This window comes from uncultured Brevundimonas sp., assembly GCF_947305955.1.
In the GTDB taxonomy this organism is placed as follows: Bacteria; Pseudomonadota; Alphaproteobacteria; order Caulobacterales; family Caulobacteraceae; genus Brevundimonas.
The window spans coordinates 22,348-46,378 of record NZ_CAMZFB010000019.1 but is presented as its reverse complement, the minus strand read 5'-3'; the positions used below and the strand labels follow the sequence as shown (position 1 = coordinate 46,378).

Annotated in this window: 27 protein-coding genes; 11 read left to right on the top strand and 16 right to left on the bottom strand. The window is 63.5% G+C overall.

Annotation, left to right across the window (positions count from 1 at the left end):
* The 3 genes from Q0Y42_RS06830 to Q0Y42_RS06820 form a co-directional block, all read left to right on the top strand.
* Positions 1 to 427 (top strand): DUF2239 family protein (locus Q0Y42_RS06830; RefSeq protein ID WP_297801625.1); only part of this gene is annotated, 427 nt, incomplete at its 5' end.
* 193 nt (positions 428 to 620) lie between these two features.
* The gene (gene rpsD, locus Q0Y42_RS06825) at positions 621 to 1,238 is read left to right on the top strand and encodes a 30S ribosomal protein S4 (protein ID WP_297801623.1); all 618 of its coding nucleotides are present in this window, start codon (positions 621 to 623) and stop codon (positions 1,236 to 1,238) included.
* Positions 1,239 to 1,400: 162 nt separating this feature from the next.
* On the top strand, positions 1,401 to 1,802 hold the full coding sequence (locus tag Q0Y42_RS06820) for a hypothetical protein (protein ID WP_297801620.1): 402 nt from the start codon (positions 1,401 to 1,403) through the stop codon (positions 1,800 to 1,802).
* A 14-nt stretch (positions 1,803 to 1,816) separates the two neighbouring features.
* Here the strand turns inward: Q0Y42_RS06820 and Q0Y42_RS06815 are convergent, their stop codons facing one another.
* From Q0Y42_RS06815 to Q0Y42_RS06795, 5 genes are all read right to left on the bottom strand, one after another.
* On the bottom strand, positions 1,817 to 2,242 hold the full coding sequence (locus Q0Y42_RS06815; protein WP_297801618.1) for an acyl-CoA thioesterase: 426 nt from the start codon (positions 2,240 to 2,242) through the stop codon (positions 1,817 to 1,819).
* Positions 2,243 to 2,263: 21 nt separating this feature from the next.
* Positions 2,264 to 2,611: a Grx4 family monothiol glutaredoxin gene (grxD, locus tag Q0Y42_RS06810; RefSeq protein ID WP_297801615.1), complete on the bottom strand. Its 348-nt coding sequence runs from the start codon at positions 2,609 to 2,611 to the stop codon at positions 2,264 to 2,266.
* A gap of 84 nt (positions 2,612 to 2,695) precedes the next feature.
* Positions 2,696 to 3,862 carry a hypothetical protein gene (locus Q0Y42_RS06805; RefSeq protein WP_297801613.1) on the bottom strand — a complete coding sequence of 389 codons (1,167 nt, stop codon included), beginning with the start codon at positions 3,860 to 3,862 and terminating at the stop codon, positions 2,696 to 2,698.
* A 187-nt stretch (positions 3,863 to 4,049) separates the two neighbouring features.
* Positions 4,050 to 4,406, bottom strand: coding sequence for a hypothetical protein (locus Q0Y42_RS06800; RefSeq protein WP_297801610.1), 357 nt, complete (start codon positions 4,404 to 4,406; stop codon positions 4,050 to 4,052).
* Positions 4,407 to 4,482: 76 nt separating this feature from the next.
* Positions 4,483 to 5,400, bottom strand: a complete 918-nt coding sequence (locus Q0Y42_RS06795; protein ID WP_297801607.1) for a LysR family transcriptional regulator — start codon at positions 5,398 to 5,400, stop codon at positions 4,483 to 4,485.
* A 57-nt stretch (positions 5,401 to 5,457) separates the two neighbouring features.
* Here Q0Y42_RS06795 and Q0Y42_RS06790 point away from each other — a divergent pair, with 57 nt between their 5' ends.
* Together Q0Y42_RS06790 and Q0Y42_RS06785 are read left to right on the top strand one after the other, a co-directional pair.
* Positions 5,458 to 6,636, top strand: a complete 1,179-nt coding sequence (locus Q0Y42_RS06790; RefSeq protein ID WP_297801605.1) for an MFS transporter — start codon at positions 5,458 to 5,460, stop codon at positions 6,634 to 6,636.
* A 37-nt stretch (positions 6,637 to 6,673) separates the two neighbouring features.
* Positions 6,674 to 7,231 (top strand): hypothetical protein, encoded by a 558-nt coding sequence (locus tag Q0Y42_RS06785; RefSeq protein ID WP_297801603.1) that lies wholly within the window; start codon positions 6,674 to 6,676, stop codon positions 7,229 to 7,231.
* Here Q0Y42_RS06785 and Q0Y42_RS06780 read toward each other — a convergent pair.
* The 3 genes from Q0Y42_RS06780 to Q0Y42_RS06770 all read right to left on the bottom strand — a co-directional run bounded on the left by Q0Y42_RS06780 (position 7,228) and on the right by Q0Y42_RS06770 (position 11,530).
* Entirely contained in the window at positions 7,228 to 8,289 is a 1,062-nt protein-coding gene (locus Q0Y42_RS06780; RefSeq protein WP_297801601.1) for a trifunctional transcriptional activator/DNA repair protein Ada/methylated-DNA--[protein]-cysteine S-methyltransferase, read from the bottom strand. The two genes, Q0Y42_RS06785 and Q0Y42_RS06780, sit on opposite strands and share 4 nt — an antisense overlap.
* Positions 8,290 to 8,338: 49 nt before the next feature.
* Complete coding sequence (locus Q0Y42_RS06775; RefSeq protein ID WP_297801598.1) at positions 8,339 to 9,787, bottom strand: hypothetical protein; 1,449 nt, start codon at positions 9,785 to 9,787, stop codon at positions 8,339 to 8,341.
* A 111-nt stretch (positions 9,788 to 9,898) separates the two neighbouring features.
* A complete protein-coding gene (locus Q0Y42_RS06770; protein ID WP_297801595.1) occupies positions 9,899 to 11,530 on the bottom strand; it encodes a peptide chain release factor 3 in 1,632 nt (543 codons plus the stop codon).
* 158 nt (positions 11,531 to 11,688) lie between these two features.
* On the opposite strand from Q0Y42_RS06770, the gene Q0Y42_RS06765 reads away from it, so the two are divergent.
* Positions 11,689 to 11,844: a hypothetical protein gene (locus tag Q0Y42_RS06765; RefSeq protein ID WP_297801592.1), complete on the top strand. Its 156-nt coding sequence runs from the start codon at positions 11,689 to 11,691 to the stop codon at positions 11,842 to 11,844.
* An 81-nt stretch (positions 11,845 to 11,925) separates the two neighbouring features.
* Here Q0Y42_RS06765 and Q0Y42_RS06760 read toward each other — a convergent pair whose 3' ends face one another.
* Positions 11,926 to 13,572, bottom strand: a complete 1,647-nt coding sequence (locus Q0Y42_RS06760; protein WP_297801590.1) for an MFS transporter — start codon at positions 13,570 to 13,572, stop codon at positions 11,926 to 11,928.
* Between the two features lie 146 nt (positions 13,573 to 13,718).
* Between Q0Y42_RS06760 and Q0Y42_RS06755 the strand changes: the two genes are divergently transcribed.
* On the top strand, positions 13,719 to 14,759 hold the full coding sequence (locus Q0Y42_RS06755; protein ID WP_297801587.1) for a rhodanese-related sulfurtransferase: 1,041 nt from the start codon (positions 13,719 to 13,721) through the stop codon (positions 14,757 to 14,759).
* Positions 14,756 to 15,505 (top strand): SDR family NAD(P)-dependent oxidoreductase, encoded by a 750-nt coding sequence (locus Q0Y42_RS06750; protein ID WP_297801584.1) that lies wholly within the window; start codon positions 14,756 to 14,758, stop codon positions 15,503 to 15,505. Before Q0Y42_RS06755 ends, Q0Y42_RS06750 begins: the two co-directional genes overlap by 4 nt.
* A gap of 3 nt (positions 15,506 to 15,508) precedes the next feature.
* Here Q0Y42_RS06750 and Q0Y42_RS06745 read toward each other — a convergent pair whose 3' ends face one another.
* Entirely contained in the window at positions 15,509 to 17,161 is a 1,653-nt protein-coding gene (locus Q0Y42_RS06745) for a HAMP domain-containing sensor histidine kinase (protein ID WP_297801581.1), read from the bottom strand.
* Positions 17,162 to 17,332: 171 nt separating this feature from the next.
* Here Q0Y42_RS06745 and Q0Y42_RS06740 point away from each other — a divergent pair, with 171 nt between their 5' ends.
* A complete protein-coding gene (locus Q0Y42_RS06740) occupies positions 17,333 to 17,767 on the top strand; it encodes a SufE family protein (RefSeq protein WP_297801579.1) in 435 nt (144 codons plus the stop codon).
* Between the two features lie 7 nt (positions 17,768 to 17,774).
* Here Q0Y42_RS06740 and Q0Y42_RS06735 read toward each other — a convergent pair whose 3' ends face one another.
* The 4 genes from Q0Y42_RS06735 to Q0Y42_RS06720 are packed head-to-tail and all read right to left on the bottom strand — an operon-like array spanning position 17,775 to position 21,451.
* Positions 17,775 to 18,707, bottom strand: a complete 933-nt coding sequence (locus Q0Y42_RS06735) for a bifunctional riboflavin kinase/FAD synthetase (protein WP_297801576.1) — start codon at positions 18,705 to 18,707, stop codon at positions 17,775 to 17,777.
* Positions 18,708 to 18,727: 20 nt separating this feature from the next.
* Positions 18,728 to 19,189: a MaoC family dehydratase gene (locus Q0Y42_RS06730; protein WP_297801573.1), complete on the bottom strand. Its 462-nt coding sequence runs from the start codon at positions 19,187 to 19,189 to the stop codon at positions 18,728 to 18,730.
* A gap of 51 nt (positions 19,190 to 19,240) precedes the next feature.
* Positions 19,241 to 20,110, bottom strand: coding sequence for a TIGR01459 family HAD-type hydrolase (locus tag Q0Y42_RS06725; protein ID WP_297801628.1), 870 nt, complete (start codon positions 20,108 to 20,110; stop codon positions 19,241 to 19,243).
* A gap of 54 nt (positions 20,111 to 20,164) precedes the next feature.
* Positions 20,165 to 21,451, bottom strand: a complete 1,287-nt coding sequence (locus tag Q0Y42_RS06720; RefSeq protein WP_297801571.1) for an EAL domain-containing protein — start codon at positions 21,449 to 21,451, stop codon at positions 20,165 to 20,167.
* A gap of 117 nt (positions 21,452 to 21,568) precedes the next feature.
* On the opposite strand from Q0Y42_RS06720, the gene Q0Y42_RS06715 reads away from it, so the two are divergent.
* Both Q0Y42_RS06715 and Q0Y42_RS06710 read left to right on the top strand, forming a co-directional pair.
* Entirely contained in the window at positions 21,569 to 22,339 is a 771-nt protein-coding gene (locus Q0Y42_RS06715) for an SDR family oxidoreductase (RefSeq protein ID WP_297801568.1), read from the top strand.
* Between the two features lie 13 nt (positions 22,340 to 22,352).
* Positions 22,353 to 23,255, top strand: coding sequence for a lipid A biosynthesis acyltransferase (locus Q0Y42_RS06710; protein ID WP_366108135.1), 903 nt, complete (start codon positions 22,353 to 22,355; stop codon positions 23,253 to 23,255).
* On the opposite strand, the gene Q0Y42_RS06705 is transcribed toward Q0Y42_RS06710, so the two are convergent.
* Both Q0Y42_RS06705 and Q0Y42_RS06700 read right to left on the bottom strand, forming a co-directional pair.
* Positions 23,252 to 23,752, bottom strand: coding sequence for a response regulator (locus Q0Y42_RS06705; RefSeq protein ID WP_297801562.1), 501 nt, complete (start codon positions 23,750 to 23,752; stop codon positions 23,252 to 23,254). The genes Q0Y42_RS06710 and Q0Y42_RS06705 overlap by 4 nt on opposite strands.
* Positions 23,752 to 23,961 (bottom strand): DUF2093 domain-containing protein, encoded by a 210-nt coding sequence (locus Q0Y42_RS06700; protein ID WP_297801559.1) that lies wholly within the window; start codon positions 23,959 to 23,961, stop codon positions 23,752 to 23,754. The genes Q0Y42_RS06705 and Q0Y42_RS06700 overlap by 1 nt, the downstream gene beginning before the upstream one ends.
* Positions 23,962 to 24,031 lie beyond the last annotated feature (70 nt).

The following is a 24,031-nucleotide window of genomic DNA, read 5'->3' as shown; positions in this document are numbered from 1 at the left end:
GTTTGATGACCGGACGGGGCGGGTGGTCGATCTGGACCTGCGCGGCACTCAAGAGGAGATTGCCGCCCGCTATGCCCCAGAAGAACCTGCGGCGCGGGGACGGGGGCGCCCGAAGCTGGGCGTCGTGCCGCGCGAGGTAACCTTGCTGCCCCGCCACTGGGACTGGCTTCAGGCCCAGCCGGGGGGCGCATCGGCAGCCTTGCGACGTCTGGTCGAAGAGGCGCGCCGAAATGATGCGGGTGCCACAGCCGCCAAGGCCGCGCAGGAACGGGTGTACCGTTTCCTGACGGCGGTGGCTGGTGACTTTGCAGGCTATGAGGAAGCCGTCCGCGCCCTGTTCGCATCGGACCAGGTCGCGTTTCGCCAGCACACGGCCGATTGGCCGTCCGATGTCGTGGACTATGCACTGGCTCTTCAGCAGGGCTGACGGAAGCAGGGCTGAGGGGGCGCAAAAGCCCGCAAAGATTGACTCTGGCGGGTATCAAGGCCATAAGCGCGCCCTTCACACCACGGGTTTGCGCCCGAGGTGCGTTTAAACACGGACGATGCGTGGACCGCCGTTGAGATCGTCCCTCCAATAGGGGAGGGACCGGGCCGCATCACAGTTGAAAGATGACACTATGTCCAAGCGTCATAGCGCCAAGTACAAAATCGACCGCGCCATGGGTGAAAACCTGTGGGGCCGCGCCAAGTCGCCGGTCAACAAGCGTTCGTACGGCCCGGGCCAACACGGCCAGCGTCGTAAGTCGAAGGTTTCGGACTTCGGTCTGCAGCTGAAGGCCAAGCAAAAGCTCAAGGGTTACTACGGCAACATCACCGAGAAGCAATTCGCGGCGATCTACGCTGAAGCCAACCGTCGTAAGGGCAACACCTCGGAAAACCTGATCGGTCTGCTGGAATCGCGCCTGGACGCCATCGTCTACCGCGCCAAATTCGTTCCGACCGTTTGGGCTGCTCGCCAGTTCGTGTCGCACGGTCACGTGACCGTCAACGGCAAGAAGGTCGACATCGGTTCGTACCGTGTGAAGGCCGGCGACGTCGTCGAAGTGAAAGAAAAGTCGCGCAACATGGCTCTGGTGCTGGAAGCCCAGCAATCGGCCGAGCGTGACGTTCCGGATTACCTGGAACTGGGCGATCGCGGTTTCTCGGTGCGCTACGTGCGCGTCCCGGAACTGGCTGACGTTCCGTACCCGGTTAAGATGGAACCGAACCTGATCGTCGAATACTACTCCTCGTAATATTCGGCCGCTGTCCGCCCTGGTGGACAGAGATCGGAAATGGAAAAGGCCTCGCTCCGGCGGGGCCTTTTTTATTGCCAAGGTTTAATGGAGAACGCTGTTCACTTTAGGCGGGCTTTGAGGCATCTTCCTGCCGAATCCAGCAACGCGCTCGGGGGAGACATGCGTAAGCCAGTATCCCGATTTGCCATTCTGACGACCGCTCTCGTTCTGGCGGGCGCTGGTGCGTGCGCGCCGCTGGACAACGGTATTTATGGGGCTGTCGATTCAGGCGCGATCGAGCAGGTCTATGCGGCGGTGGTGACCGACGATGTTGCGGCTATCCGCGTTGCGAGCAATGGCTGCACCGACAAAGACGACATCCAGCCGCGGATCAGCCGCGGCGCTGGCCGTGCTGTGCTGACGCTGGTCCGCACCCATCAGGATACCTGTACCCAGCCTTCGGACGAAGGTGTGCTGGTTCAATGGACATTCAACGAACTGGGCCTGCCATCGGGCAGCCAGCTTCTGGTCGCCAACCCCCTGCGCGTGCGCGAGGACGCCGTCATCGGCGGACAACGCTGATCTGAATATCTAGATTAGGCGGCGAACGGGGCCAGCATGTCGGCAGGGATGCGCTGGGGGCGCAGGGTGCTGGCTTCAACCAGACACCATTCGGAGACGCCCTGTGCATAGACCTTGCCGTCGGCGTCCTCGATGCGGACATAGCGGGCAAAGCGCGGGCCTTGGGGATCACCGACCCATGTGCGGGCTTTTACGCCGGTGGCGTCCGGCATGATCCCGCGGAAATAGTCGATCTCGTGACGAAGGGCGACCCACGAGTATTTGGTGCGGGTCGCCTCGTCGAAGCGGGCGTTCCAGTGGGCGGTGCCGACATCCTGCAACCAGCCCACATAGACGACATTGTTGACGTGGCCGTTCTCGTCGATGTGCTCGGGCTTGATCTCCAGAGGTACGATGAAGATTTCGCGGTCTTCACGCGGTTCCAGAACTGCCCTTGCCATCAGATCGGCCCCCCGCCCTTATCAGTCTTCTGCCGGGCCAATGCCCTTTTCGGCCATCAGAGCCTGAAGCTCACCGGCGTTGAACATTTCGCGCATGATGTCCGAACCACCCACGAACTCGCCCTTGACGTAGAGCTGGGGAATGGTCGGCCAATCGGAATAGGCCTTGATACCGTCGCGCAGTTGTTCGGACTGCAGCACATCGACACCGACGAAGGCAACGCCAATGTGGTCGAGGATCTGGACAGCCAGACCCGAGAAGCCGCAGCGCGGCGAATCCGGCGTGCCCTTCATGAACAGGACGACGTCGTGATCCTTCACGGCGTTGTCGATGAAGGCGTGGACGGGATCAGCAGATTGGTCGGTCACTTGAAGGCACCCTTAAGACGTGATGGTCAGCTAGGTGGCCAATGTGGCGTGGTCAAGGTGCGCGGCCGGATTTATCCGTAAGTTCTAAAGGCTTTTGGCGGCCAGCATCAGGTCGCGGGCACGCTTGGCCAGTGCCGGAGCACCCGCCAGATTGGCCGCGTCAGCCGCCTCGAACAAGGCCATGCCGAGGTCCGCCGTCGGATAGGTCAGGTGCGAGGACAGCACCATCACCAGACGGGTCAGCGAAATCTGGTCACTGGCCCATTCGACGGCGGTGGCGTCGTCGGGCGGGCTGGACAAGCGTTTGCGCAACTGGCTTTCCAGACGGGTCAGGGCCGGAATGTCCTCATTGGCATCGGCCTCGGCGATGGATTGAGCCATCAGCCGTTCGCGGATCATCGCGCCCAGAATAAGACCCGGACGATCCGTCAGGCGCTGGGCCTGTGCCAATACGGACAGCTTTACCGGACCGCTCTCGGCCTTCAGCAGGACGATGGACGCCCAGTCCAGCGGGCTGTGGTCGGCGGTGAACTGATCGGCGGCGGCGTCGTAGAGGGTGCTGGCCTGATCACCAGCGTCATCGTTCACGGCGACGGCGGCAAGGGCGGACATGCCGGTGCCACACAGGGCCAGTGCGCGTGCGCGGCTGACCGGGCGTTCGTCCGGCGAGGCCCCTTCGACCAGCACGCGCAGTTCGCGGCCTGCACGATCCAGCAGTTGGGCATCACGGCTCAGAAGACCGGCTTCCAGCGACAGGGCAGCGCGATCCAGTGCTAGATCCTCGACAATGTGGTTGTCGCTGGGGCGGATGTCCTGCATGGCCGCGGCCAACAGATTGGCGGCCTCGGTCATGGCCGTCGCGTCTTGGGCGATGCGGGCCTGACGGGCTTTCAAGCGGGCGGTCAAGGCCAGAAGCTCGGCACGGGTCTCCGGATTGCGGGCTTCCGGCAGCCGCTTCATGCTCTCCAGCAGGCCGTTCAGACGATAGGGCGCACCGTAGAGGTCAAAGGCCAGCATACAGGTGTTGCCGACATCGATGGCGGCCCGCATGGCCTGATCATCGGTCTGGGCGGCTCGGCTGGCATCGCGGCCTGCCTGTTCGGCGCGTTGGAGACTGTCCTGGGAGCCGGAACGGCGTGCATGTTCGCGCCATAATGAGGCAGCGCGCATCCACGCCTCATAGGGTCGGGCACAGGAAACGCGACCCGCGTCGGTGGACTGGGTGCGGGCTTCGGACTCGACGAGGTTCAACCCGACAAGTTCCAGCCAGCCCAAATCCTGGCTATCGCGTGCCTTTTCAAAAAGGCGTCTGAGATCTCTTCCAAACTCGAACATTGGCTCGGTTGTCCCGCATTGGGATCGTGGAATGATCCCGTTTCAATGCAAGCAAACGCAGCGCCAAGATGAAGGTTCGACCTAAAATATCACTGATACTTGGTTAACCTAGAGAGGGTGTGGATTTCAGACACTTATCGAGGTCTGCCAGGGCCTTCGCGTCACGGTTGTTGAGCTGGCGGACAGCGTGAATTCGCGATTGTGTCATGTCCGCCTCGGTCCTTTCGGCGGGTCTGCCGGTCGCGCCGCCCAGCTGGATGGCGGTCAGGGACCAGTAGAGCGCAGCATCGTACAGACGACGTCCGTCGGTGGTTTCGCCGCCTTCCAGTTCGGACTTGGCCTGGGTCAGTCCGGCGCAGAGGATCACCTCGCGATAGGATATGACAATGGGATTCGGCGGCTCGGCCCGTTGCTGGGGCACCGAAATGGCCAATGCCATGAATAGGGCCAAACTCAACATAGACACTCCCGGGCGCATGCGTGCCACCACAGGGGAGCAAACCATGTCTGAACTGCCGATGAAAGAGCTTAGCTGATCAAGTCAGGGTAGAAGTGCCTAGGTTTTCAGGCGCGGGAAGCAGACCTCTGGCTTCCTCTTGCAACCTTCGATGGAAAACGCGTTGGGCGCGGCTGGGCTCGCTGCCGCTCAGCATGATGGCGACGCCGCCGCCATCGGGAGCGAACCCATAGGGTGCCTGTAGCCGCCCGTCTCGCACAGCATCGGCCACCAATACCCATGGCAGGACCGCACAGCCCCATCCTGAAAGGGCCGCATCCAGAACAAAGTGCAGGTGCGCCAAGAGGCGTGGTGGGCCAGAAGGGGGCAGGCCCATTCCGCTATTGCGGCTCCAGCGTGCCCAACCATCGGGCTGGGTGCGGGCGGCAAGGCGCGGCAGTTCCGCGAGCGGCTCGCCCGCGGGCTTCAAACTGGTGCTGAACACCGGACCTGTCGCATTGTCCATCAGCTTGATCGCGCCGCTGGCCGCCATCCGGTCGTCGTCCATCAGGCGGATCACCACATCGGCCCCGCGATGGGTTTCGGCATGTGTCGGCAGTTCGATCAGGTGGATGTGGATGTCGGGATGCGCTTGATGGAATGCACCCAAACGCGGGATCAGCCATTTGACCGCGAGGCTAGGGTGGACGGCCACAGACAGTTCGTCGCTTTGGCCTTTGGCGTGGGTGACGGCGGCAGCGATGCGGTCAAAGGCCGGATGCAGTTCGGCGGCCAGCTTGGCCCCGCGCGGGGTCAGGCGCAGGGCGTGCTTGGGACCCTCGAACAGGCGCGTGCCCAACTGCTGTTCCAGTGATTTGACCTGACGGCTGATGGCGCTGTGGGTCACATGCAGTTCGGCGGCGGCCGCCGTGGCGCTGCCCGTGCGGGCCATGGCCTCAAAGGCACGCAGCGCGGTGAGCGATATCTGCGTCGTAGAGCCTGTGAGGTTTTGGAACATAGACGCACCGATAGATCGCTAACACCGGCTTGGCAATCGGCGGCATGGAGCGCGGGCATGAATACTGTACCGTCTCCGATCCGCCTGATCGCGCCGCTGGGCGCGGGCATGATTATCTCATTCGCATCGTCCTATTATCTGCTGGGGGTGATGGCCGATCCGATCGCCAGCGCGACGGGCGCGACAACCGCCGGATTGTTCAGCGCCCTGTCGGCGGCCTTCCTGATTGCGGCCTTTGCCAGCATGGCGGCGGGTCGATGGATAGACAGGCGGGGCGGGCGCGAGGTTCTGGGCTGTGCCTCGCTCATGCTGGCGGCGGCGTTGGCGCTACTGGCATCGGCCACCGGACCCGCGAGCGCCTTGGCAGGGGTCGTGATGTTGGGTTTCGGCATGGGGATCGGCTTTTACGCCCCGGCCAATGCCCTGCTGGTCGCGGTTTATGGATTGGAGGCGCGGCGGGCCATTACGGCGGTCTCGCTGATCGGGGCATGCGGTGGGGCCATCGGCTGGCCGCTGAGCCTGTTTCTAATGGAAGTGATGGGGTGGCGCGGGGCGCTATGGTTCTGGGTGGCGACGCATCTGCTGGTCTGTATCCCGCTCTATGCCCTGATGCCGGACGGCAAGGGGGAACGCTCGGACAAGCCCGCTGACCGTGTGCGGTGGGACCGCCGGATGTGGCAGCTAGCGGTACTGTTTGCGGGGGCGTGGTGGATCGCCACCGCCTGCGCCGCCCAGTTGCCGCGCCTTCTGATGGCACTGGGGCTGGAGCCTGCGATAGCCGCAATGGCGGCCAGCACCATGGCACTGTCCGCGATTGCCATGCGGGTGGGGGCCTTGTTCTCGCCGCCAAAGGCCTCGCCGGTGCGGATCGTGCGAATGGCGACCCTGCTTTATCCGTTGGGGGTGATCATCGCGCTCGTGGGCGGAAAGGCGGCCAGCATCGCGATTGCCATCGGGCAGGGGGCGGGCAATGGCCTGTTGTCGGTGGCGTCGGGCATCCTGCCACTGCACGTGTTCGGCAAGGTCAACTATGGGCAGAGGCAGGCCGCTGTCCTGCTGCCCGCCCGCTTTGTTCAGGCGATTGCGCCGATGAGTTTCGGTCTGGCGTTGGATCGGTCGGCGGGGGCGGCGTTGATGCTTTCATGCAGCATCTCGGCGCTGATGTTCGCCATGACCTTCGGGCTGGAGGCAAAGTCCCTGTTTGGCGCTCGCATAGCGGCAGGGGATCGGGCATGACGGCAGTATGTGGATACGCCGCTTCATACAGCTGATCTTGGGATTGTCGGTTTTTGGCCTCGGGGCCGCGCTGATGGTGCGCGCCCATCTGGGCCTCGATCCATGGAATGTCTTCCATCAGGGTTTGGCGGGCCGCACGGGTTTGAGCCTCGGCATTCTCAGCATCCTGTCGGGTGTGGTGGTGATGCTGCTGTGGATTCCGCTGCGCCAGAAACCCGGTGTCGGCACCATTATGAATATTCTGGTGATCGGCCTGACCATGGACCTGTTCCTGTGGCTGATGCCCGAGTTCCAAGGCTGGCCCCTGCGTGCGGCGGGCTTGGCGGGCGGGCTGGTCCTGACGGGTATCGGCTCGGCGGCCTATATCGGCGCGGGCATGGGGACGGGGCCGCGTGACGGGCTAATGGTCGGACTGAACCGCAAGCTCGGTTGGTCCATTCGCGTGTCGCGGATGCTGGTCGAGGTGATCGTGCTGGCGATTGGCTGGATTTTGGGCGGCGTGGTCGGTGTGGGGACCGTGGCCTTTGCCCTGTGTATCGGGCCGCTGGTGCAGTTCTTCCTGCCGTTTTTCCAGCCAAAGGCACCCGCGCCCTAGGCAGCCTTCTGTTTCAAGGCTCGCTCGATCTCGATCAGCCGTTGCTTGCGCCACAGGCCGCCTGCATAGCCCGTCAACGACCCATCCGCCCCGATGACGCGGTGGCAGGGGATCATCAGGGCGATCTGGTTGGACCCATTGGCGCGAGCCACGGCGCGGACGGCGGTGGGCTGGCCGATCTGGCGGGCGATGTCGCCATAGGATCGGGTTTCTCCCGCCGGAATGGTCTGTAGCGCCTGCCACACCCGTTTGTAGAAGTCGGTGCCATGCATGGCCAAGGGCGTCTCGAACCGTGCCGAGCGGGCGGCGAAATAGTCGGCCAGTTCCGCCTCGGCCTGTTCGGCGGGGCCAAAGCGGCCAATGCCCAATCCGCCTGGCGTGGCCGCCTGAAGTTTCTTCAGTTCGGCAGGCAGGCCCTTGCGGTCGGTGAATTCCAGCAGGTGCAGATGGGTGGCGCTGCTGACCGCGATCATGTCGCCCAGCGCCGTGGGGATCCACGTCGCGCGCATGTGGCCATCGGTCTTGAGGTCCGCAGGCGCACACCCCATCAGCTTGGCGAAGGCGGCGCGGAAGGCGGACGGCGATTCAAAGCTGGCATCCAGTTGCGCGGTCAAAACCGATCCTCCCAAGGCCAGTGTCTCGAACCCTTCGCGCAGGCGGCGCTGACGGGCCATCTCCAGAAATGTCGTGCCGAAATGCCGTTTGAAAGCGCGGCGCACAGTCGACAGATCATAACCCAAGCGCGCGATATCGGGTTCGGACCAGCGGCGGTGTGGCTCGGCATCCAGCCGCGCCAACAGGGCGGTCACGATGGGATCGTTCTGCGCCGCCGCCTGTACCGGATGGCAGCGTTTACAGGCGCGGAAGCCCGCCTCGATGCACTCGCCCACGGTTTCCCTGAAGGTGCAGTTTTCGCGCAGGGGCTTTCGCGCCGGACAGGTCAGTCGACAGAAGATGCCGGTCGAATGCACACAGACAAACACCCGTCCGTCATAGCGGTCATCGCGCGCGACAAGGGCGTCGTACAGGACATCATCACTGGGCAGGTCGAACAACATTCTGTCGTTGTACCCCATCCACCGCGCACTGCCGCCGATTTTCGGGCGTTTATTGAGGCGCGGGTTCGGAAGGCGGTTCGGGAGCGTCGCCGTGTGGATGGTTCCGCAGCACGCCCATGACAACTTCAGCCTCGTCGTTCATGCCCAGACGGCGCATAGCTTGGGCCGTCCGCACCCGCAACCCGGACACCTGCGGCGCATAGGACAGGGCCACGACCAGCGTATCGACATCGCCGGCTGCCGGATAATCGGCGGCGAAACTGCGTATGATGGCAAGCTGGCGATAGATGCGAAAATCGGTCGGATCGACGTCCATGGCCTTGACCAGATGGCGCTGGGCTTGGGCGAGGAAGGCTGATTTCTCGGCGGGGACAGAGGCAGCGCGCGCCCTGTCGATAAGAAGCTGGGCCATGAAACGCAGGCCATCGACATGGTTCGGGTCGATCTGAAGCAGACGCGTGATGGCTTGCTCTGCGCGGTCATCGTCACCCCAGACCTGCTCCAGATTGCCCAGGGTCGCGAGGGCCAGAGGATCGTTCGGATGAAGCGGTGCCTTGTCCCGCGCCTCGGTCAAAAGCGCCTGCGCGCGGGCGTTACTGACGGCACGCTGTAGCGCCGCCGATATCAGCAGAAAGTCGCTGGCCGACGCCGACAATGTTGTGACCTGTGAGGGAACGGTGGTGCGGGCGAGGTCATAGCGGCCATAGGGCATCGACCCGCCGAGATAGCCACGCAAGGCCGCCCTCAGCTCGTCGGGCGTCATGTCCAGATGCTGTCGAAGGGCGCTGTCCCAACTCTGGCCGTGTTTTATGCCGTCCAGATAGGCTCCGAACTTTTGCAGGCGGGTGCGGTCCGACACCAGATAATGGGTCAGCAGCCACGACAGGGCGTAATAGTTGGCACGGTCGTCGGCACCGAGGTCGCGCGGGGTGGCCGTCAGCAGGGTCTCCATGCTGATCCAGCGTTGGTGGTTCAGCGCGGCCAAACGCCCCGGCGCGTAATAGCCCAGCTTCACGCTCTGGGCATCGCGCACATCGGCTGTCGCGAAATACTCGGCAAAACCTTCGATGAACCATGCCGGATAGCGCGACGGGAAATAATGCAGCATGAAATGGTGTGCATATTCATGGAATAGGACGTGGTTGTCCGTGCCGCGCAACAGGATGGCTGTGATGCCAAATTCAGTTGCGGCGTATTCCCCTCCGGTGTTCCGGCCAGCTTCCGGGGATATGACCTGGAATGCTTTTCGGTCGGGCAGAATATAGACCGACAGCTTGGGATTATCGGAGCTGGGAGCGACATTCATTACCTGCCGCATCATCCGGTCCAGTCGTTCCAGCTCCTCGGCCTCGCGCACGATGGAACGCGCATTGCCTTCGCCATAGACGATGAAGTTGGGCGTTTCGACGCGATGCCAGTCTGCAAGCGCCTGCGACGCGGCCACAAGGCCTAAAACCATTGCCATGACGAGGGCGTAGGTCAGTCGCAGCGGGTTCATCTATGCGGCTCCACATCGGTGTTCCTTGGAGGAGGGCATAGGGTATCGCGGGCGACAAGCTTTACGGTTGTAAACCATAGAAAAGGGGAGGCCGGAGCCTCCCCTAAATCATCAGCCGCGTTCCAGCGTCTTGGAGAAGGTGACCTTCGGGAAGCGCTCCCCGACATAGCCGGTTTCCCACGACGACTTGGCCAGGAAGACCGGATTCTGGTCGATATCGGTCGCCATCTGCGGGCGGTATTTCGAGGCGAAGTCCTCAAGGTCGGCCTTATCACCCACGACCCAGCGGGCCTCGGCGTAAGGGCTCGGCTCGAAGATGACGTCGAGGTTGTATTCGGCACCGAGACGGTCGGCCATGACCTCGAACTGAAGCTGGCCGACGGCACCGACGATAAAGTCAGCGCCGATGTCGGGGCGGAACAGCTGGGTCACGCCTTCCTCGGCCAGACCTTCCAGCGCCTTCTTCAGGTGTTTGGCCTTCAGCGGGTCTTTCACGCGTACGCGTTGCAGGATTTCCGGCGCGAAGTTGGGCAGGCCCGCAAAGCGCACGAGGCCGCTTTCCGACAGGCTGTCACCCACGCGCAGCACACCGTGGTTCGGGATGCCGATCACGTCGCCCGCATAGGCTTCCTCGGCCAGTTCGCGGTCCGAGGCGAAGAACATCATCGGCGCGTTGACCGACAACTGCTTGCCCGTGTTCTGGACCTTCAGCTTCATGCCGCGCTTGAAGGTGCCCGATGCCATGCGGAACATGGCGATACGGTCGCGGTGGTTCGGGTCCATATTGGCCTGAACCTTGAAGACGAAGCCGGTGACTTCGTTTTGGCCCGGCTCGACTTCGATGGCTTCGGGGGCGGGGGCGTTGCGGGTTTCCGGCGGGGCTTCCTTGCGGGCCTTCATGACCTTGGGCGCGGGGGCCCATTCACCGATGGCGCGCAGCAGGTCCTCGATGCCGAAGTGACGAAGCGCCGAGCCCCACAGGATCGGGGTCATGTGGCCTTCGAGGAAAGACTGGCGGTCGAATTGCGGGTAACCGGCCTCGACCAGTTCCAGAGCTTCGGTCACCTCGTCCTGCTCGCCCTGTTCGAAATACTGGGTGGCGTCGGACAGCGGGATGGCTTGCGGATGTTCGGGATCTTCATCCGAACCTGCGGCCTTCTTGGTATAGGGCTGGAAGCGGCCGGTGCCGACCTCGACCAGACCGCGCAGGCGGTTGCCCGAACCGGCGGGCCACCAGATCGGGGCGGGGTCCAGTTGCAGGCGCGAGGCAATTTCGTCCAGCAGGGCCATCGGGTCCTGCGCTTCGCGGTCCAGCTTGTTGATGAAGGTGATGATCGGAATGTCGCGCAGGCGGCAGACCTCGAACAGCTTCAGCGTCTGCGGCTCGATACCCTTGGCGGCGTCCAGCACCATGATGGCGCAGTCGGCGGCGGTCAGGGTGCGGTAGGTGTCTTCGGAGAAGTCTTCGTGGCCCGGGGTATCGAGCAGGTTGAACATCTTGCCTTCGTGCTCGAAGGTCATCACCGAGGCGGTGACGGAGATGCCGCGTTCCTTTTCGATCTTCATCCAGTCCGAGCGGGCGCGGCGGTTCTCACCACGCGCCTTCACGGCCCCTGCGGCGCGCAGCGCGCCACCGGCCAGCAGGATGTGCTCGGTCAGGGTGGTCTTACCGGCGTCCGGGTGGGCGATGATGGCGAAGGTCCGGCGGCGGCCAGCCTCGTCGGCAATGGTCAGTTTTGACATGGAAAATCCTTTGACCGGCGGGGTTAGCCGAAAAGCCCCGAAAAGTCACCGTTCACGATGGTGTGAAAGCCCCTATGCAACGAATGGTCTTTGGGAGACGCTTTCCTAGCGAGACGGTGTCCCACGATGGTCATCGCCGCCTAGGGAAAGGAAACGTCATGGCTCTGGTACACCCGGGTAGGCCACGCGCGGTTACTTTTAACCGTGGGGCCCAAGTTTCTAAACCGATGCATCCGGCGATCGGATTGCTGTTCGGCTTTGCCATTCTCGTCGGCGTGGCAACCGGCGTGCATATGTTGTTCAGCCTGCTTTGACGCCCCCGCAAAGCATTCTCTCTCTGCATAAAGGAAAGGGTCGCTATCCTGACGGAGGCGACCCTTTCTGTTTTTCGGTGATCAGGATGCCCGTGTCGGGTCGGTGAGAGGCTCGCCGAAATTGCGCTCTGTATGCAGATGGGGCGAGACGCTGCCGGTGGCGCGCTGGATCATGCGGTGGACGGCGGGCGGGTGCTCGCCTCTGTGCAGGGCGCGGATTTCGTCGCCGATGTGCGAGTCTTCCTGTGTCATGCGCTGGTTGTGGCGGATGTAGTCCAGCCATGTCGCGACCTGATATTTCTCGGTCCACTGGTTGGGATCGGCCAGATCGCGCATCAGACGCCACTGGTGGGCCCCGTCACGACGGCGGGTCCGGCGGCGCTCTTCCATCAGGCGCAGGAACTCGGGCACGTCCGCATCATCGATGCGATAGGTGATCGAGATGATGATGGGGCCACTGCGCGGTTCGATGTGCAGTTCCGTAGTCGGCTCGCGCCAGCGGTCGAGCGGTGCAAGGTTCAGGTCCTCGCCATTGGCCAGCGGGGCGCGAAGGCCAATGGCAGTGCAGACCACCAGAACCGCCGCCGAGATGCATAGTGCCTCGGTGATACTGTAGTTCTGGGCGATACTGCCCCACAGCCACGACCCTGCGGCCATGCCACCAAACGCGCACATCTGATAGAGCGCCAGAGCGCGGGCCACGACCCAGCGCGGGGCGGACATCTGGACGGTGACGTTGAAGGTCGACAGCACCGTTACCCATGCCGCACCGCCCAGCATCAGCGCCGGAACCGTCAGATAGATTGTCGGAGCGAAGCCCACGCAGATGGACGCCACGGCAAAGATCAGCGTCCAAGTGCGGACGATGGTTTCGGTTTTGAAGCGGGCACGCAGTTCGGAAATGAACAGTGCGCCCCCCACGGCCCCCACGCCGAACGATCCCAGCAGCACGCCATAGATCAGAGGCCCACCGCCCACCTCGTGACGGGCGATGACAGGCATCAGGGCCTGAAGCCCGCTGGCCCCGATGCCGAAGATAATGGCGCGCACCAGAACTGCGACGATGCGCGGTGACAGAAGGGCATAACGCAGGCCACCGCCCATGGCCGCCAGCAGGCCTTCGCGCGGAAGGGTGTGCTGGGGGCGGTTGGGCTTCCACCGGAACAGCACCACCAGAAGTCCGATATATGATACGGCGTTCACGGCAAAAGCGGCGGCGGCACTGCCGATGGCGACGACCACACCGCCCAGCGCGGGGCCAAGGCTTCGGGCCAGATTGAAGCCCATGGAGTTCAGCGTGACGGCGGCGGCCAGATCTTCACGTGGGACGATGTCGCCCACCGACGCCTGCCACGCAGGTCCGTTGAAGGCGACGCCGCAACCGATCAGGAAGGTGAAGCTGAGCAAGATCCATGGTGTCAGCAGGCCCTGCCATGCCAGCAGCGCCAGACAGGCCGAGATCAGCACCATAAAGGTCTGGGCCACAAGCATGATCTTGCGGCGGTCCATGGTGTCGGCCAGCGCCCCCGCCGTCAGCGATAGCAGCATGATCGGCAGACTGACCGAGGCCTGGACCAGAGCCGTCATCTGGGTGGTGGAGATGGAGGTCATCATCCACGACGCGCCCACCGACTGGATCAGCCCACCGAAATTGGTGATCAGGCTGGTGATCCAGATGGCCCGAAACAGCGGGTGCCGGAGCGGGGCGAGGGGAGACGACTTGGCCACTGTCAACTTGAAGGCACCTATCGAAAGGGACGTTGCGCGGACCCCGCGCACGCACGCAAACACAGTCCACACTGGCCTAACGTCTAAGGCAAGCTTCGGTGTCAGACAGTATGGGTTTTAGTGCCCAAAACGCTTATAGAGGCCGCGTGACAGATACCTCCTTCCAAGATTATCCCGTTCTGGTTGCCGCGCTGTACCGTTTCGCGCCGGTGGCCGATACTGCCGCCCTGCGCGAGCGCCTGATTGCCCTGTGCGGCGACGAGGTGCGCGGCACGCTTCTGGTGGCGCACGAAGGCATCAACGGCACCATCGCCGGACCGCATGACGCCATCAAGCGCGTCGTGGACGGCATCCATGCCGAGCCGGGTTTTGATCGGCTGGAGCTGAAATATTCCGGCGCGATGGAGATGCCCTTCTATCGCATGAAGGTCCGCATCAAGGCCGAGATCGTGACCATGGGCCTGCCCAATCTCGATCCGGTGAACGGCGTCGGCACCTATGTGAAGCCGCAGGACTGGAATGCGCTGATCTCCGATCCCGACACCATCGTGATCGACACCCGTAACGACTACGAGGTCGAGATCGGCACCTTCCAGAACGCCATACAGCCCAACACCAAGACCTTCCGCGAGTTCGCCGAATGGTTCGAGCGCGAAGGCCGCGCCCTGGTCACGCGCGACAAGCCGACCAAGGTGGCCATGTTCTGCACGGGCGGTATCCGTTGCGAGAAGTCGACCGCCTATCTGAGGTCCGAAGGCATCCCCGAGGTGCACCACCTCGAGGGCGGTATCCTCAAATACCTCGAGGAAATCCCCGAGCCGGAAAGCCTGTGGAAGGGCGAATGCTTCGTCTTTGACGAGCGCGTCTCGGTCGGTCACGGGCTGAAGTTGGGCGAGCACACCCTATGCCGCGCCTGCCGGATGCCGGTCAGCCCGGAAGGTAAGAAGTCGCCCAAGTTCGTCGAGGGTATCTCGTGCGACCACTGCTGGGACGAGCGCGACGAGGAACGCCGCGCCGCCTATGCCGAGCGCCAGCGCCAGATCGAACTGGCCAAGCAACGCGGCAGCGCCCACATCGGTACCGACGCCGTGCGCGCCGCAGAACAGGCCCGCATCCGCGCCGCCGAAGAGCGTGAAAAGGCCCGTCAGGCTGCACTGAAAGCCAAGCAAGAAGGGGAAACGGCATGAGCCGTACAGTACTGATTACCGGCGCGACCGCAGGCTTTGGACTGGCCGCCGCCCGCCGCTTCGCCGCCGATGGCTGGAAGGTGATCGCCACCGGCCGCCGCGCGGAGCGCCTTGAGGCGCTGGTATCGGAACTGGGCGCGGATGTCGTTCATCCCTGCGCCTTCGATATCCGTGATGCCGCGGCCATCGATGCGGCGCTGGCCGGTCTGCCGGAAGCTTTCCGGGATATCGATCTGCTGATCAACAATGCCGGTCTGGCATTGGGCACCGGACCTGCACAGGAAGCGGACCTCGCCCAATGGCAGCAGATGGTGGACACCAACATCACCGGCCTGATGACCATCACCCACCGCATGCTGCCGCGCCTGATCGAGCGCAAGGGCGCGATCATCAACATCTCGTCGGTGGCGGCGACCTATCCGTACCGTGGCGGCAATGCCTATGGCGGCACCAAGGCTTTCGTGCGCCAGTTCTCGCTGGGCCTGCGTTCGGACCTTCATGGCACAGGCGTGCGCGTGACCTCGATCGAGCCGGGCATGGCCGAGACGGAGTTCACCCTGGTCCGTACCGGTGGCGACAAGGCTGCGTCCGATACCCTTTATGCCGGTGTCGATCCGATGACGGGCGAGGATATCGCCGAGACCCTGTTCTGGGTGGCCAATCTGCCGCCGCACCTGAACATCAACTCTATTGAGCTGATGCCGGTGAAACAGTCGTTCGCCGGGTTTCAGGTCGCCCGCGACTAAACCCTAGAAGGCCGGAAGGCGCAGGGTGGCGGTCGTGCCTTCGCCCAGCGTGCTTTCCAGCGACAGGGTGCCGCCGTGCAGTTCTGCCAGCGAGCGCGCCAGTGAGAGCCCAAGGCCCGTGCCTTGGGCTTTTTGCTTGGCATCGCCGGCCTGCTCGAACGGGCGGCCAAGGCGGGCGAGATCTTCGGGCGCGATGCCGACGCCCGTGTCGGTCACCTTTACCACCAGTTGATCCTGTTCCCGCTGGGCGCTGAGGGTGATCTGGCCGTGGGCGGGCGTGAACTTCACCGCATTGCTCAGCAGATTGACGAGGATCTGTTTGAAGGCGCGGCGGTCGACATGGACCGTCAGCGCCTCGTCCGGCAAGTCGGCGGACAGTTCGATGGCCTTTTCATCGGCCTGCACACGGACCAGCGCCATGGAGGCATCGGCCAGATCGCGGGCGTCGAGGTCTTCGCAGTTCAGCTCATAGCGGTCGGCGTCGATCCGCGACACGTCCAGCACATTGCCGATCACATCCAGCAGGTGGCTGCCCGCGGTGTGGATGGAGGTGGCGTAGTCGACATAGCGATCCGACAGGGGGCCGACCAGCTGCTGCTTCATCATGTCCGAGAAGCCCAGCACGGCATTCAGCGGGGTCCGCAGTTCGTGGCTGAGGTGGGCGATGAAGCGCGAGCGGGCCTGAACCTGTTCCTCGGCCTCGGCGCGGGCCTGGTCCAGCTCGCTCTCGCGGGCGTGTTGCAAGGTGGCGTCCAGCATCAGGGCCGCGATGCGGCGGCTATCACCCTGCATACGGCGCACCACCAGAAGGACGCGGCGGTCCAATGCGGCGCGGGGGGTAAAGCGGACCTGAGCGGGCTGTCCGGCTTGGGCGCGGGACAAGGCGGCGCGGACGGCGGGACGGTCCGGCGGGTGGACGGCTTCGATCAGGCCGCCTTCGCTGTCACGCTCGACGAACAGGGCGTCCACATCCATGGCGGGCGGGGCTGCGCCATAGGCCGCCATAGCCCGCCCGTTCGGAGCCAGAACCAGCGTCAGGCCCGGCTGATCGGCAAGGGCGGACTCCATCCGCGCCATGGCCAAGGGCACGACGGTGCCGGACGGACGGGTGTTCAGCGCCGCGACCAGTCCGAACAGAATGACGATCAGGCCCGATCCGGTGGTCAGCAGCGGAAGGCTGGCCGTCGGGGGCAGCCACGCATGGGCCACGCCGCCAATAAAGGCCGCCACCGCCGACGCCGCCAAGCCATAGAAGAGGGGGCGCTCTTCCCCCGGTGTCCGCAGGGCTAGACCGCCCACCACAGGGGCAAAGGTCAGGGGGCCTATCGGTCCGGTCAGCCCGCCGGTCAGGGCCATGGCGATGATGGGGCACAGGCACCACGGAAACAGCGTCCACAGCGGCATCGGCGGCACAGGCTGGGGCCAGTGCGACGGCGCGGGCGAGATTTCCTGAATGGCAAACAGGCCAACTGCGGGCAGGGCGAGGATGATCAGCGCCAGAAAGACCGTGACGTTCGCGCCCGAGAACAAAGCCACTGCCGTCAGGGCTGCGGCTGTGATCCCCCAAAGAAGGTGCCAGACAGCGCGGTTCCGAGCCTGAGCGGGGTCAGGCCGGACAAGGGTAGCGGCTGCGGTTGGCGTGAACGGGACGTTCAAAATCGGGCTTCTTGTCCTGTAAGCGGCGACGTCACACCAGCGGGCGGTGCAGAATCAAGTCTACAGGATAGCTGTCGGTCCGCACGAACCCAAATGCGCTCGCGTATGTGGAGAAGTTCGACTGAAATCGACCGTTGTCGAGCCCGTGGATGGGGGAGTAAGGACAGCGGCATGACCACTCCTACTTCTGAATCCATCCAATCCGTACTTGATGAGCTGATCGAGGAGTTCGACCTGCTGGGCGATTGGGAAGGCCGGATCGAATATGTGATCGATCTGGGCAAGGATCTGGCCCCCCTGCCGGAAGAGGCGCGGATCGACGCCAACAAGGTACCGGGCTGTGCCGCGCAGGTGTGGCTGAACACCCGCCTCGAGGATGGTCGCCTGTTCTTTGACGCCGATTCCGACAGCGCCCTGTCCAAGGGCAATATCGCCCTGTTGCTGCGCCTGTATTCGGGCCGCACGCCGGACGAGATTCTGGGCTTTGACGTCAAGGCCGCGCTGGAGCGGCTGGGCCTGCCGTCGGCCCTGACCGTGCAACGCGCCAACGGCCTGAACAATATGGTGGGTCTGATCCGTCAGGCCGCGCTGCAAGCGCAGGGCTAAAGCCGCTTTAGCCGAGGATGGCGCGGGCCTTGGCGGCGTCGTCCTCGATCTGGACCTTGAGGGCGTCGAGGCTGTCGAACTTCATCTCGCCGCGCAGGAAGGCGACCAGTTCGGTCTCGACCACCTGCCCGTAGAGGCTCTCGTTGAAGTCGAACAGCCAGACTTCGACCAGCGGGTCTTCGATCTCGTACATCGGGCGGATGCCCAGATTGGCCACGCCCTTGATCACCCGCCCGTCGGGCAGGCGGGTACGCGTGGCATAGACGCCGTAGGCGGGGCGCATATAGCCCGGCATGGCGATATTGGCGGTCGGCACGCCGATGGTGCGGCCGCGCTTGTCACCGTGGATCACCTCGCCCTCGATGGCAAAGGGACGGCCAAGGATGGCGGTGGCGCGATCCATGTCACCGGCTTTCAGAGCCTCTCGCACGGCGGACGAGGACAGCTTCAGGCCGTCAGCGTCGTCCTTGCGCTCGGTCACCGAGACGCTGAAGCCCAGCGACTGGCCGTATTTCGTCAGCAGGTCGGGAGAGCCCGAGCGGCCCTTGCCGAAGGTGAAGTCGAAACCGACGGCAGCGTGTTTGATGCCCAGACCCTCGGACAGGACCTGAAGGGCGAACTCTTCGTCCGACAGTCCGGCCATCTCGCGGTCGAATGGCAGCAGGTACAGACGGTCCACGCCCAGTTCATCGAGGGCGCGGGCCATCTGGTCCGGTGTCATCAGGCCAAACGGGGCGACGTCCGGCTGGAACAGGCGGCGGGGATGGGGATGGAAGCTGACGACGCCCAGCGGCACGCCTAGGCGAGCTGCGGCCTCGCGGGCCGAGGCGATGACCGCCTGATGGCCGCGATGCACACCGTCAAATGCACCCACTGCAACGGCTGCGCCCTTCTGGGCGTCAGACAGGCCGCGCCAGTCGCGGATGACTTCGATACCCATACCCTGTGCCCTGTCGGTGTTTAGCGGGCCGAGGGCTTGCGGCGGCGCGGCACGCGCACGGTGGCGATGCCGTCCATGATCAGCTTGTCACCGACAAAGCCTTCGCAGTTCAGCTCGACACGGGCCGATTCCGGATCAACCGAAATGACCGAGATCAGGATGCGGACCATGTCGCCGATGCGGACCGGATAGTGGAAGGCCAGCGACTGCGAGATGTAGATCGAACCTGCACCCGGCAGGACCGTACCCACCACAGCCGAGCCGAAGGATGCGCTCAGCAGACCGTGGGCGATACGGCCACGATAGGCAGTCTTCGAGGCAAAGGCCTCGTCAAGGTGGACCGGATTATAGTCGTCAGAAGCGTCAGCAAACAGCTGGATGCGCTCTTCGGTAACCGGCACGAGCTTTTCGGCGGCCATGCCGACGTGAAGCTCTTCGAGGATATAGCCGCCCGACGGGTGGCCTTGGACCAGATTGCTCATGAGCGCTGCTTTACGTTAGGTGAACCTGTTTGGCGAGACTTGTTCGACGGGTTACCACGCCAAGTCGAGCGCGGCGTAACGGGCGGTTGTATTTTCCGCCTTCAGAAGATCGCCAGCGCGACCCGCATCCAGTTGTCCATCATCGCCCTTGGCCTTATCGCCATGAATTCCTTGGGCAATAAACAGACAGTCCAGCTTCTGGCTTTCGGCACCTAAAACATCCGTGATCACGCCGTCGCCGATGCACAGCACGCGCGAACGGTCGACCGGATGACCCAGAAGGGATTCGGCCTCGATCAGGGCCAGCTCATAGATGGGGGCAAAGGGCTTGCCCGACATGATGACCTTGCCGCCCAGATCTTCGTAAAGGTCGGCCAGTGCACCGGCGCAATAGATCAGGTTGTCGCCCTTCTGGACGACGCGGTCGGGATTGGCGCAGATCAGGTCCAGTCCCTTGGCGGCACCGGCGGTCAGAACATCGCGGTAATCCTCGGGCGTTTCGGTGGCGTCATCGACCAGACCCGTCACCGAGATGAAATCCGCGGCGTTCACATTGTCCACCAGCTTCAGGCCGGTGCCTTCATAGGTGGTGGCGTCGCGGTCAGGGCCAATGGCCAGCGCCGCCTGAGGCGCGCGTTTGGCCAATTCTGCACGGGTGGCATCGCCGGAGGTGACGAAACGCTTCCATGCGCTGCGCGGAACGTTCAGGCCGTCCAGCTGCGAGATCACATCGCTGGACGGGCGGGGCGAGTTAGAGATCAGCACCACATGCCCGCCCTTTTCGTTGAAACGGGTCAGGGCCTCGCATGCGGCCGGCCAGCTTTCGCGGCCATTATGGATCACGCCCCACACATCGCAGAGCAGGACATCATAATCATCGGCAACAGCCGACAGGCGGGGCAGCGAGATCGGGGAAGTCATGCGGGCCATGTAGCAATCCCTGCGACCGATGGCGAGGGTGCAAAGCCGGATGGATTAGTGGCGCAGGCGGCGCTCGGCGGATTGCAGGGTCGAGCGGACGAACTCTGACGGCGGGTCGGTTTCAGCCAGCACGGCTTCCTTGATGGCGCGCGGCTCGCCAAACAGGTGGCCTTGGCCCAGCGGCACATCGAGGTCGAGGATATCAACCACCTGACGCTCGCTCTCGACCTTCTCTGCGATCAGTTCGAGGCCATAGCGACGCACCAGCGGCGAGAAGTCGGCGGCTTGAATGTCGGGCTTGCTGGGCAGGGGGACGGCACCGTCCATCTCCAGCAGCTGCTCAATCAGCAGGTCGGCGGAAATTTTGAGGAAGCGCACGTCCGAGCGTTGCAGGTCGGCGAAATCGAGGTCCAGCGTCTGCACCTTGTCGATGGAGAAGCGGAAGCCCAGATCGGCCAGCTTGGCCATGTTGCGGGCCTCGGTGGCGCCGCGCGCCTCGAACACTGCCTGACCCAGTTCGAAGATCAGGGCGTCCTTCAAGTCGCCGTTCTGGCTGAGGAAGTCGAGGAACTGGGGGAAGAAGGTTTCGTCACCCAGCGACGACAGGGAAATGTTGCAGAACACCCCGACCTTGCGGTCCTGACGGGCCAGACGGCGCACGATCTGGGCGCAGCGGAACAGCAGCAGGTTGTCGATGGCGGGGACCAGACCCTCGCCCTCGGCGACCGACATATATTCGGCAGGCGACAGGATGCGGCCCGAGGCGTCGCGCAGGCGGGTGAAGCTTTCGTAGAAGACGGTCCGGCGCTGGGGCAGGGTGACGATGGGCTGCAGATAAAGGTCCACGCGGCCCTCGGCGAGCGCATCGTGGACGGTGCGCAGCATGCCGTTACCGTGGCCATTGCCGTTGCCGTTGCCATTGGAGACGACATGAAGGCGCAGGTCGGATGTGGCTGCTTGAGAAAGGCGCTCTTCCAGCGAGGCGTTCATCTGCTGGACCATGTCTTCCAGCATGCGGACTTCGCCCGTCAGCGCATCGGTGCGCGACAGGGGCCCTTCATCGATGGCCTGTGCCAGCTGGGTCATCGCGCCCTGCGTCGACTCCATGGCGTCGGCCAGCAGGCGGTGGGCCTTTTTGATCTTGGCCAGTTCCTGTTTCAGGGCTCGCGTATTGTTGACGTTCCACGCCAGAGCGCAGGTCGCCGCCAGAAGGGCCAGCGTGGCTAATGTTGCCGAAATGCCCGCGCCCGCACCCAATCCGGCACGCCACAGCATCGCCCCCACTGCCATCGACAGGAAGAGACAGCCAAAGAATAGCAGTCCGCCGGTGATCTTTTGCATAAACGGTGCGGTGACTTTCCTAGTGGAATGGGCGAGCTTACACGGTAACCAAGGTATGGCTTAGCAATTAGCATTGTGCCAACCAAAAAAGCGAAGCCGCAAGGGGAGAGAGACTGAATGGAACTGTTTGATTTGTCGGGCAAGGTTGCCGTCATAACCGGTTCGTCCAAGGGTATCGGCAAGGCGATTGCCGAACGACTGGCCGAACACGGGGCCAAGGTGGTGATCTCTTCGCGCAAGGCCGAGCCGTGCGAGGAAGTGGCTGTGGCAATCAATCAGAAGTACGGCGAGGGCCGCGCCATCGCGATTCCGGCCAACATTGCCTCGAAAGACGACCTGCAGCGGCTGGTGGATGACACCCGCGCGACGTGGGGCAAGATCGACATTCTGGTCTGCAATGCGGCGACCAACCCCTATGCGGGGCCGATGGCAGGTATTTCTGACGACCAGTTCAGCAAGATCCTGCAGAACAACGTCGTGTCCAACCACTGGCTGATCCAGATGGTCGCGCCGGAAATGCTGGAGCGGAACGACGGGGCCATTCTGGTGATCTCGTCGATTGGCGGCCTGCGCGGTAATGCGGTGATCGGTGCCTATAACATCTCCAAGGCCGCCGACATGCAGCTGGTCCGCAATCTGGCCGTCGAATATGGCCCCAGCAATGTGCGCGTGAACTGCATCGCGCCGGGTCTCGTGAAAACGGATTTCGCCCGCTATCTGTGGGAAACCCCCGAGATCCTGAAAACCGTCACTGAACCGGCTCCGATGAAAAGGATCGGATTGCCTGATGAAATCGCGGGCACGGCAGTCTATTTGTGCAGCCCCGCGTCGTCCTATGTCACAGGACAGACGCTTGTGGTTGACGGCGGACTGACGATTGCCTGGTGAGAACAAGAGTAAGGTGTCCTTCGGACAGGACCTGACGTGGCGGCTGCAGTCGCTGGCGTTTTCAGGCCTGTTCGGGGCATTGCGTTTGGTAGGCGTAGACGCCGCCTCGGCCTTTGGCGGGGCGGTTCTGCGGACGCTGGGGCCGCTGACGGGGACCCAGAAGACGGTGATGCGCAATCTGAAGATTGCCTTCCCGGAGCAATCGGATGCGTGGCGCGAGGCCGTGGCGCGCGAGCAGTGGGACCGGACGGGCCGCACCTTTGCCGAGCTGGCGGTCATGGATCGCCTGACGCCGGAAAGCGGTCGGGTCGAGGTGGTCGGCCTGGAGCGCCTTCATACCGTGCGCGACAGCGGCAAGCCCGTCGTCTTCATCTCGGGCCATATCGCCAATTTCGAGGTCATGGCTTCGGTCATCATGTATGCGGGCGTGCCGTGTCAGGTGACCTATCGCGCGGCCAACAACCCCTATGTCGATCAGCAAATCCGTGACGCCCGCGCGCGCTATGGCATTCGCCTGTTCGCGCCCAAGGGTGACGGCACGCGCGAGCTGGTGTCCGGCATGAAGCGCGGGGATTCCATCGCCCTGCTGGTGGACCAGAAATATAACGAAGGCCCCGAGGTCGAGTTCTTTGGCCAGCCTGTGAACGCCTCGCCCGGTGCGGCGCGTCTGGCGGCCAAGTTCGGAACGGTCATGGTACCGCTGTCGGTTGTGCGTCTGAAAGGGGCGCGGTTCCGCGTGACCGTGCATGAACCGATCGAAGTGCCCAATACCGGCGACAAACAGGCTGATACCCTTGCCGGTATTCAGGCGGTGAACCGCTTTGTCGAGGACCGTGTCCGCGAAGAACCGGAAGACTGGTTCTGGGTCCACAAACGCTGGCCGCAGAAGGTCTATGATGCGCTGAAGGCGGCCTAGGCTGCGCGCGGGTCCGTCGAGCGACGGAACGGGCCCGCATATTCCAGCACCACGGTGCGGCGACGGTCCGGCCCGAAGAAGGTTTCCGAACGGACAAAGGGTCGAGGCTTCAGGATGATGGCCTCGATCCGCTTGATCAGGGCGTTGATCTGCACCGGCTTGGCGACAAACTCGTTCACGCCGGCGTCGCGGGCCTCGACCACGCGCGACTGGTCGGAATGGCCGGTCATCATGATGATCGGCAGATAGGGATTGGGGCTGTTGGCCTCGTCCCGAACCAGACGGGTGAAGGCGATCCCGTCGACCGGCAGCATTTTGAAATCGACGATGGCGATGTCGATCTGGCTTTCGTGAAGAATCTGCGCGGCGCGGCTGCCGTCATCGGCCTCGCTGATGCGCCCTACCCCCAACGACCGCAGCATGGCGGTGGTGATGGCGCGCATATTGGCGTTGTCATCCACCAACAGGATATGAAGTGTGCCGAGCGGCGTCGTCATTAGGCCGCCTTGTCTGGGCACTGGGCCTTCAGCACCTCGACGGGGCTGGCATAGGCCTCCTGCCGCTCTACCGACCAGTAGCGCAAGGCAGGCAAGGGAATGGGCACACCCGAAACCGCGCACCGTACATGAGAGCCAGCTTTAAGAACGGCGAACTCGCCATCACCATAGTGAAGGGTGGCGATGGTGATCTGCGAGGTTTGGCTCATGAGGGGCAGTGGGGGCTTGAGGTGATAGTTCGCGCGCCGAATCAGCGGCACTGTATCCAGAGTGTCTTGT

Excerpts from the sequence above, each read along its gene's own strand:
- Q0Y42_RS06800 (WP_297801610.1), bottom strand. The coding sequence starts at position 4,406 with ATGTTGAGTTTGGCCCTATTCATGGCATTGGCCATTTCGGTGCCCCAG.
- Q0Y42_RS06730 (WP_297801573.1), bottom strand. The coding sequence starts at position 19,189 with ATGAGCAATCTGGTCCAAGGCCACCCGTCGGGCGGCTATATCCTCGAA.
- Q0Y42_RS06815 (WP_297801618.1), bottom strand. The coding sequence starts at position 2,242 with ATGGCAAGGGCAGTTCTGGAACCGCGTGAAGACCGCGAAATCTTCATC.
- Q0Y42_RS06725 (WP_297801628.1), bottom strand. The coding sequence starts at position 20,110 with ATGACTTCCCCGATCTCGCTGCCCCGCCTGTCGGCTGTTGCCGATGAT.
- Q0Y42_RS06765 (WP_297801592.1), top strand. The coding sequence starts at position 11,689 with ATGGCTCTGGTACACCCGGGTAGGCCACGCGCGGTTACTTTTAACCGT.
- Q0Y42_RS06750 (WP_297801584.1), top strand. The coding sequence starts at position 14,756 with ATGAGCCGTACAGTACTGATTACCGGCGCGACCGCAGGCTTTGGACTG.
- Q0Y42_RS06740 (WP_297801579.1), top strand. The coding sequence starts at position 17,333 with ATGACCACTCCTACTTCTGAATCCATCCAATCCGTACTTGATGAGCTG.
- Q0Y42_RS06795 (WP_297801607.1), bottom strand. The coding sequence starts at position 5,400 with ATGTTCCAAAACCTCACAGGCTCTACGACGCAGATATCGCTCACCGCG.
- Q0Y42_RS06775 (WP_297801598.1), bottom strand. The coding sequence starts at position 9,787 with ATGAACCCGCTGCGACTGACCTACGCCCTCGTCATGGCAATGGTTTTA.
- rpsD (WP_297801623.1), top strand. The coding sequence starts at position 621 with ATGTCCAAGCGTCATAGCGCCAAGTACAAAATCGACCGCGCCATGGGT.
- Q0Y42_RS06735 (WP_297801576.1), bottom strand. The coding sequence starts at position 18,707 with ATGGGTATCGAAGTCATCCGCGACTGGCGCGGCCTGTCTGACGCCCAG.
- Q0Y42_RS06715 (WP_297801568.1), top strand. The coding sequence starts at position 21,569 with ATGGAACTGTTTGATTTGTCGGGCAAGGTTGCCGTCATAACCGGTTCG.
- Q0Y42_RS06790 (WP_297801605.1), top strand. The coding sequence starts at position 5,458 with ATGAATACTGTACCGTCTCCGATCCGCCTGATCGCGCCGCTGGGCGCG.
- Q0Y42_RS06820 (WP_297801620.1), top strand. The coding sequence starts at position 1,401 with ATGCGTAAGCCAGTATCCCGATTTGCCATTCTGACGACCGCTCTCGTT.
- Q0Y42_RS06700 (WP_297801559.1), bottom strand. The coding sequence starts at position 23,961 with ATGAGCCAAACCTCGCAGATCACCATCGCCACCCTTCACTATGGTGAT.
- Q0Y42_RS06705 (WP_297801562.1), bottom strand. The coding sequence starts at position 23,752 with ATGACGACGCCGCTCGGCACACTTCATATCCTGTTGGTGGATGACAAC.
- Q0Y42_RS06770 (WP_297801595.1), bottom strand. The coding sequence starts at position 11,530 with ATGTCAAAACTGACCATTGCCGACGAGGCTGGCCGCCGCCGGACCTTC.
- Q0Y42_RS06780 (WP_297801601.1), bottom strand. The coding sequence starts at position 8,289 with ATGTTGTTCGACCTGCCCAGTGATGATGTCCTGTACGACGCCCTTGTC.
- Q0Y42_RS06720 (WP_297801571.1), bottom strand. The coding sequence starts at position 21,451 with ATGCAAAAGATCACCGGCGGACTGCTATTCTTTGGCTGTCTCTTCCTG.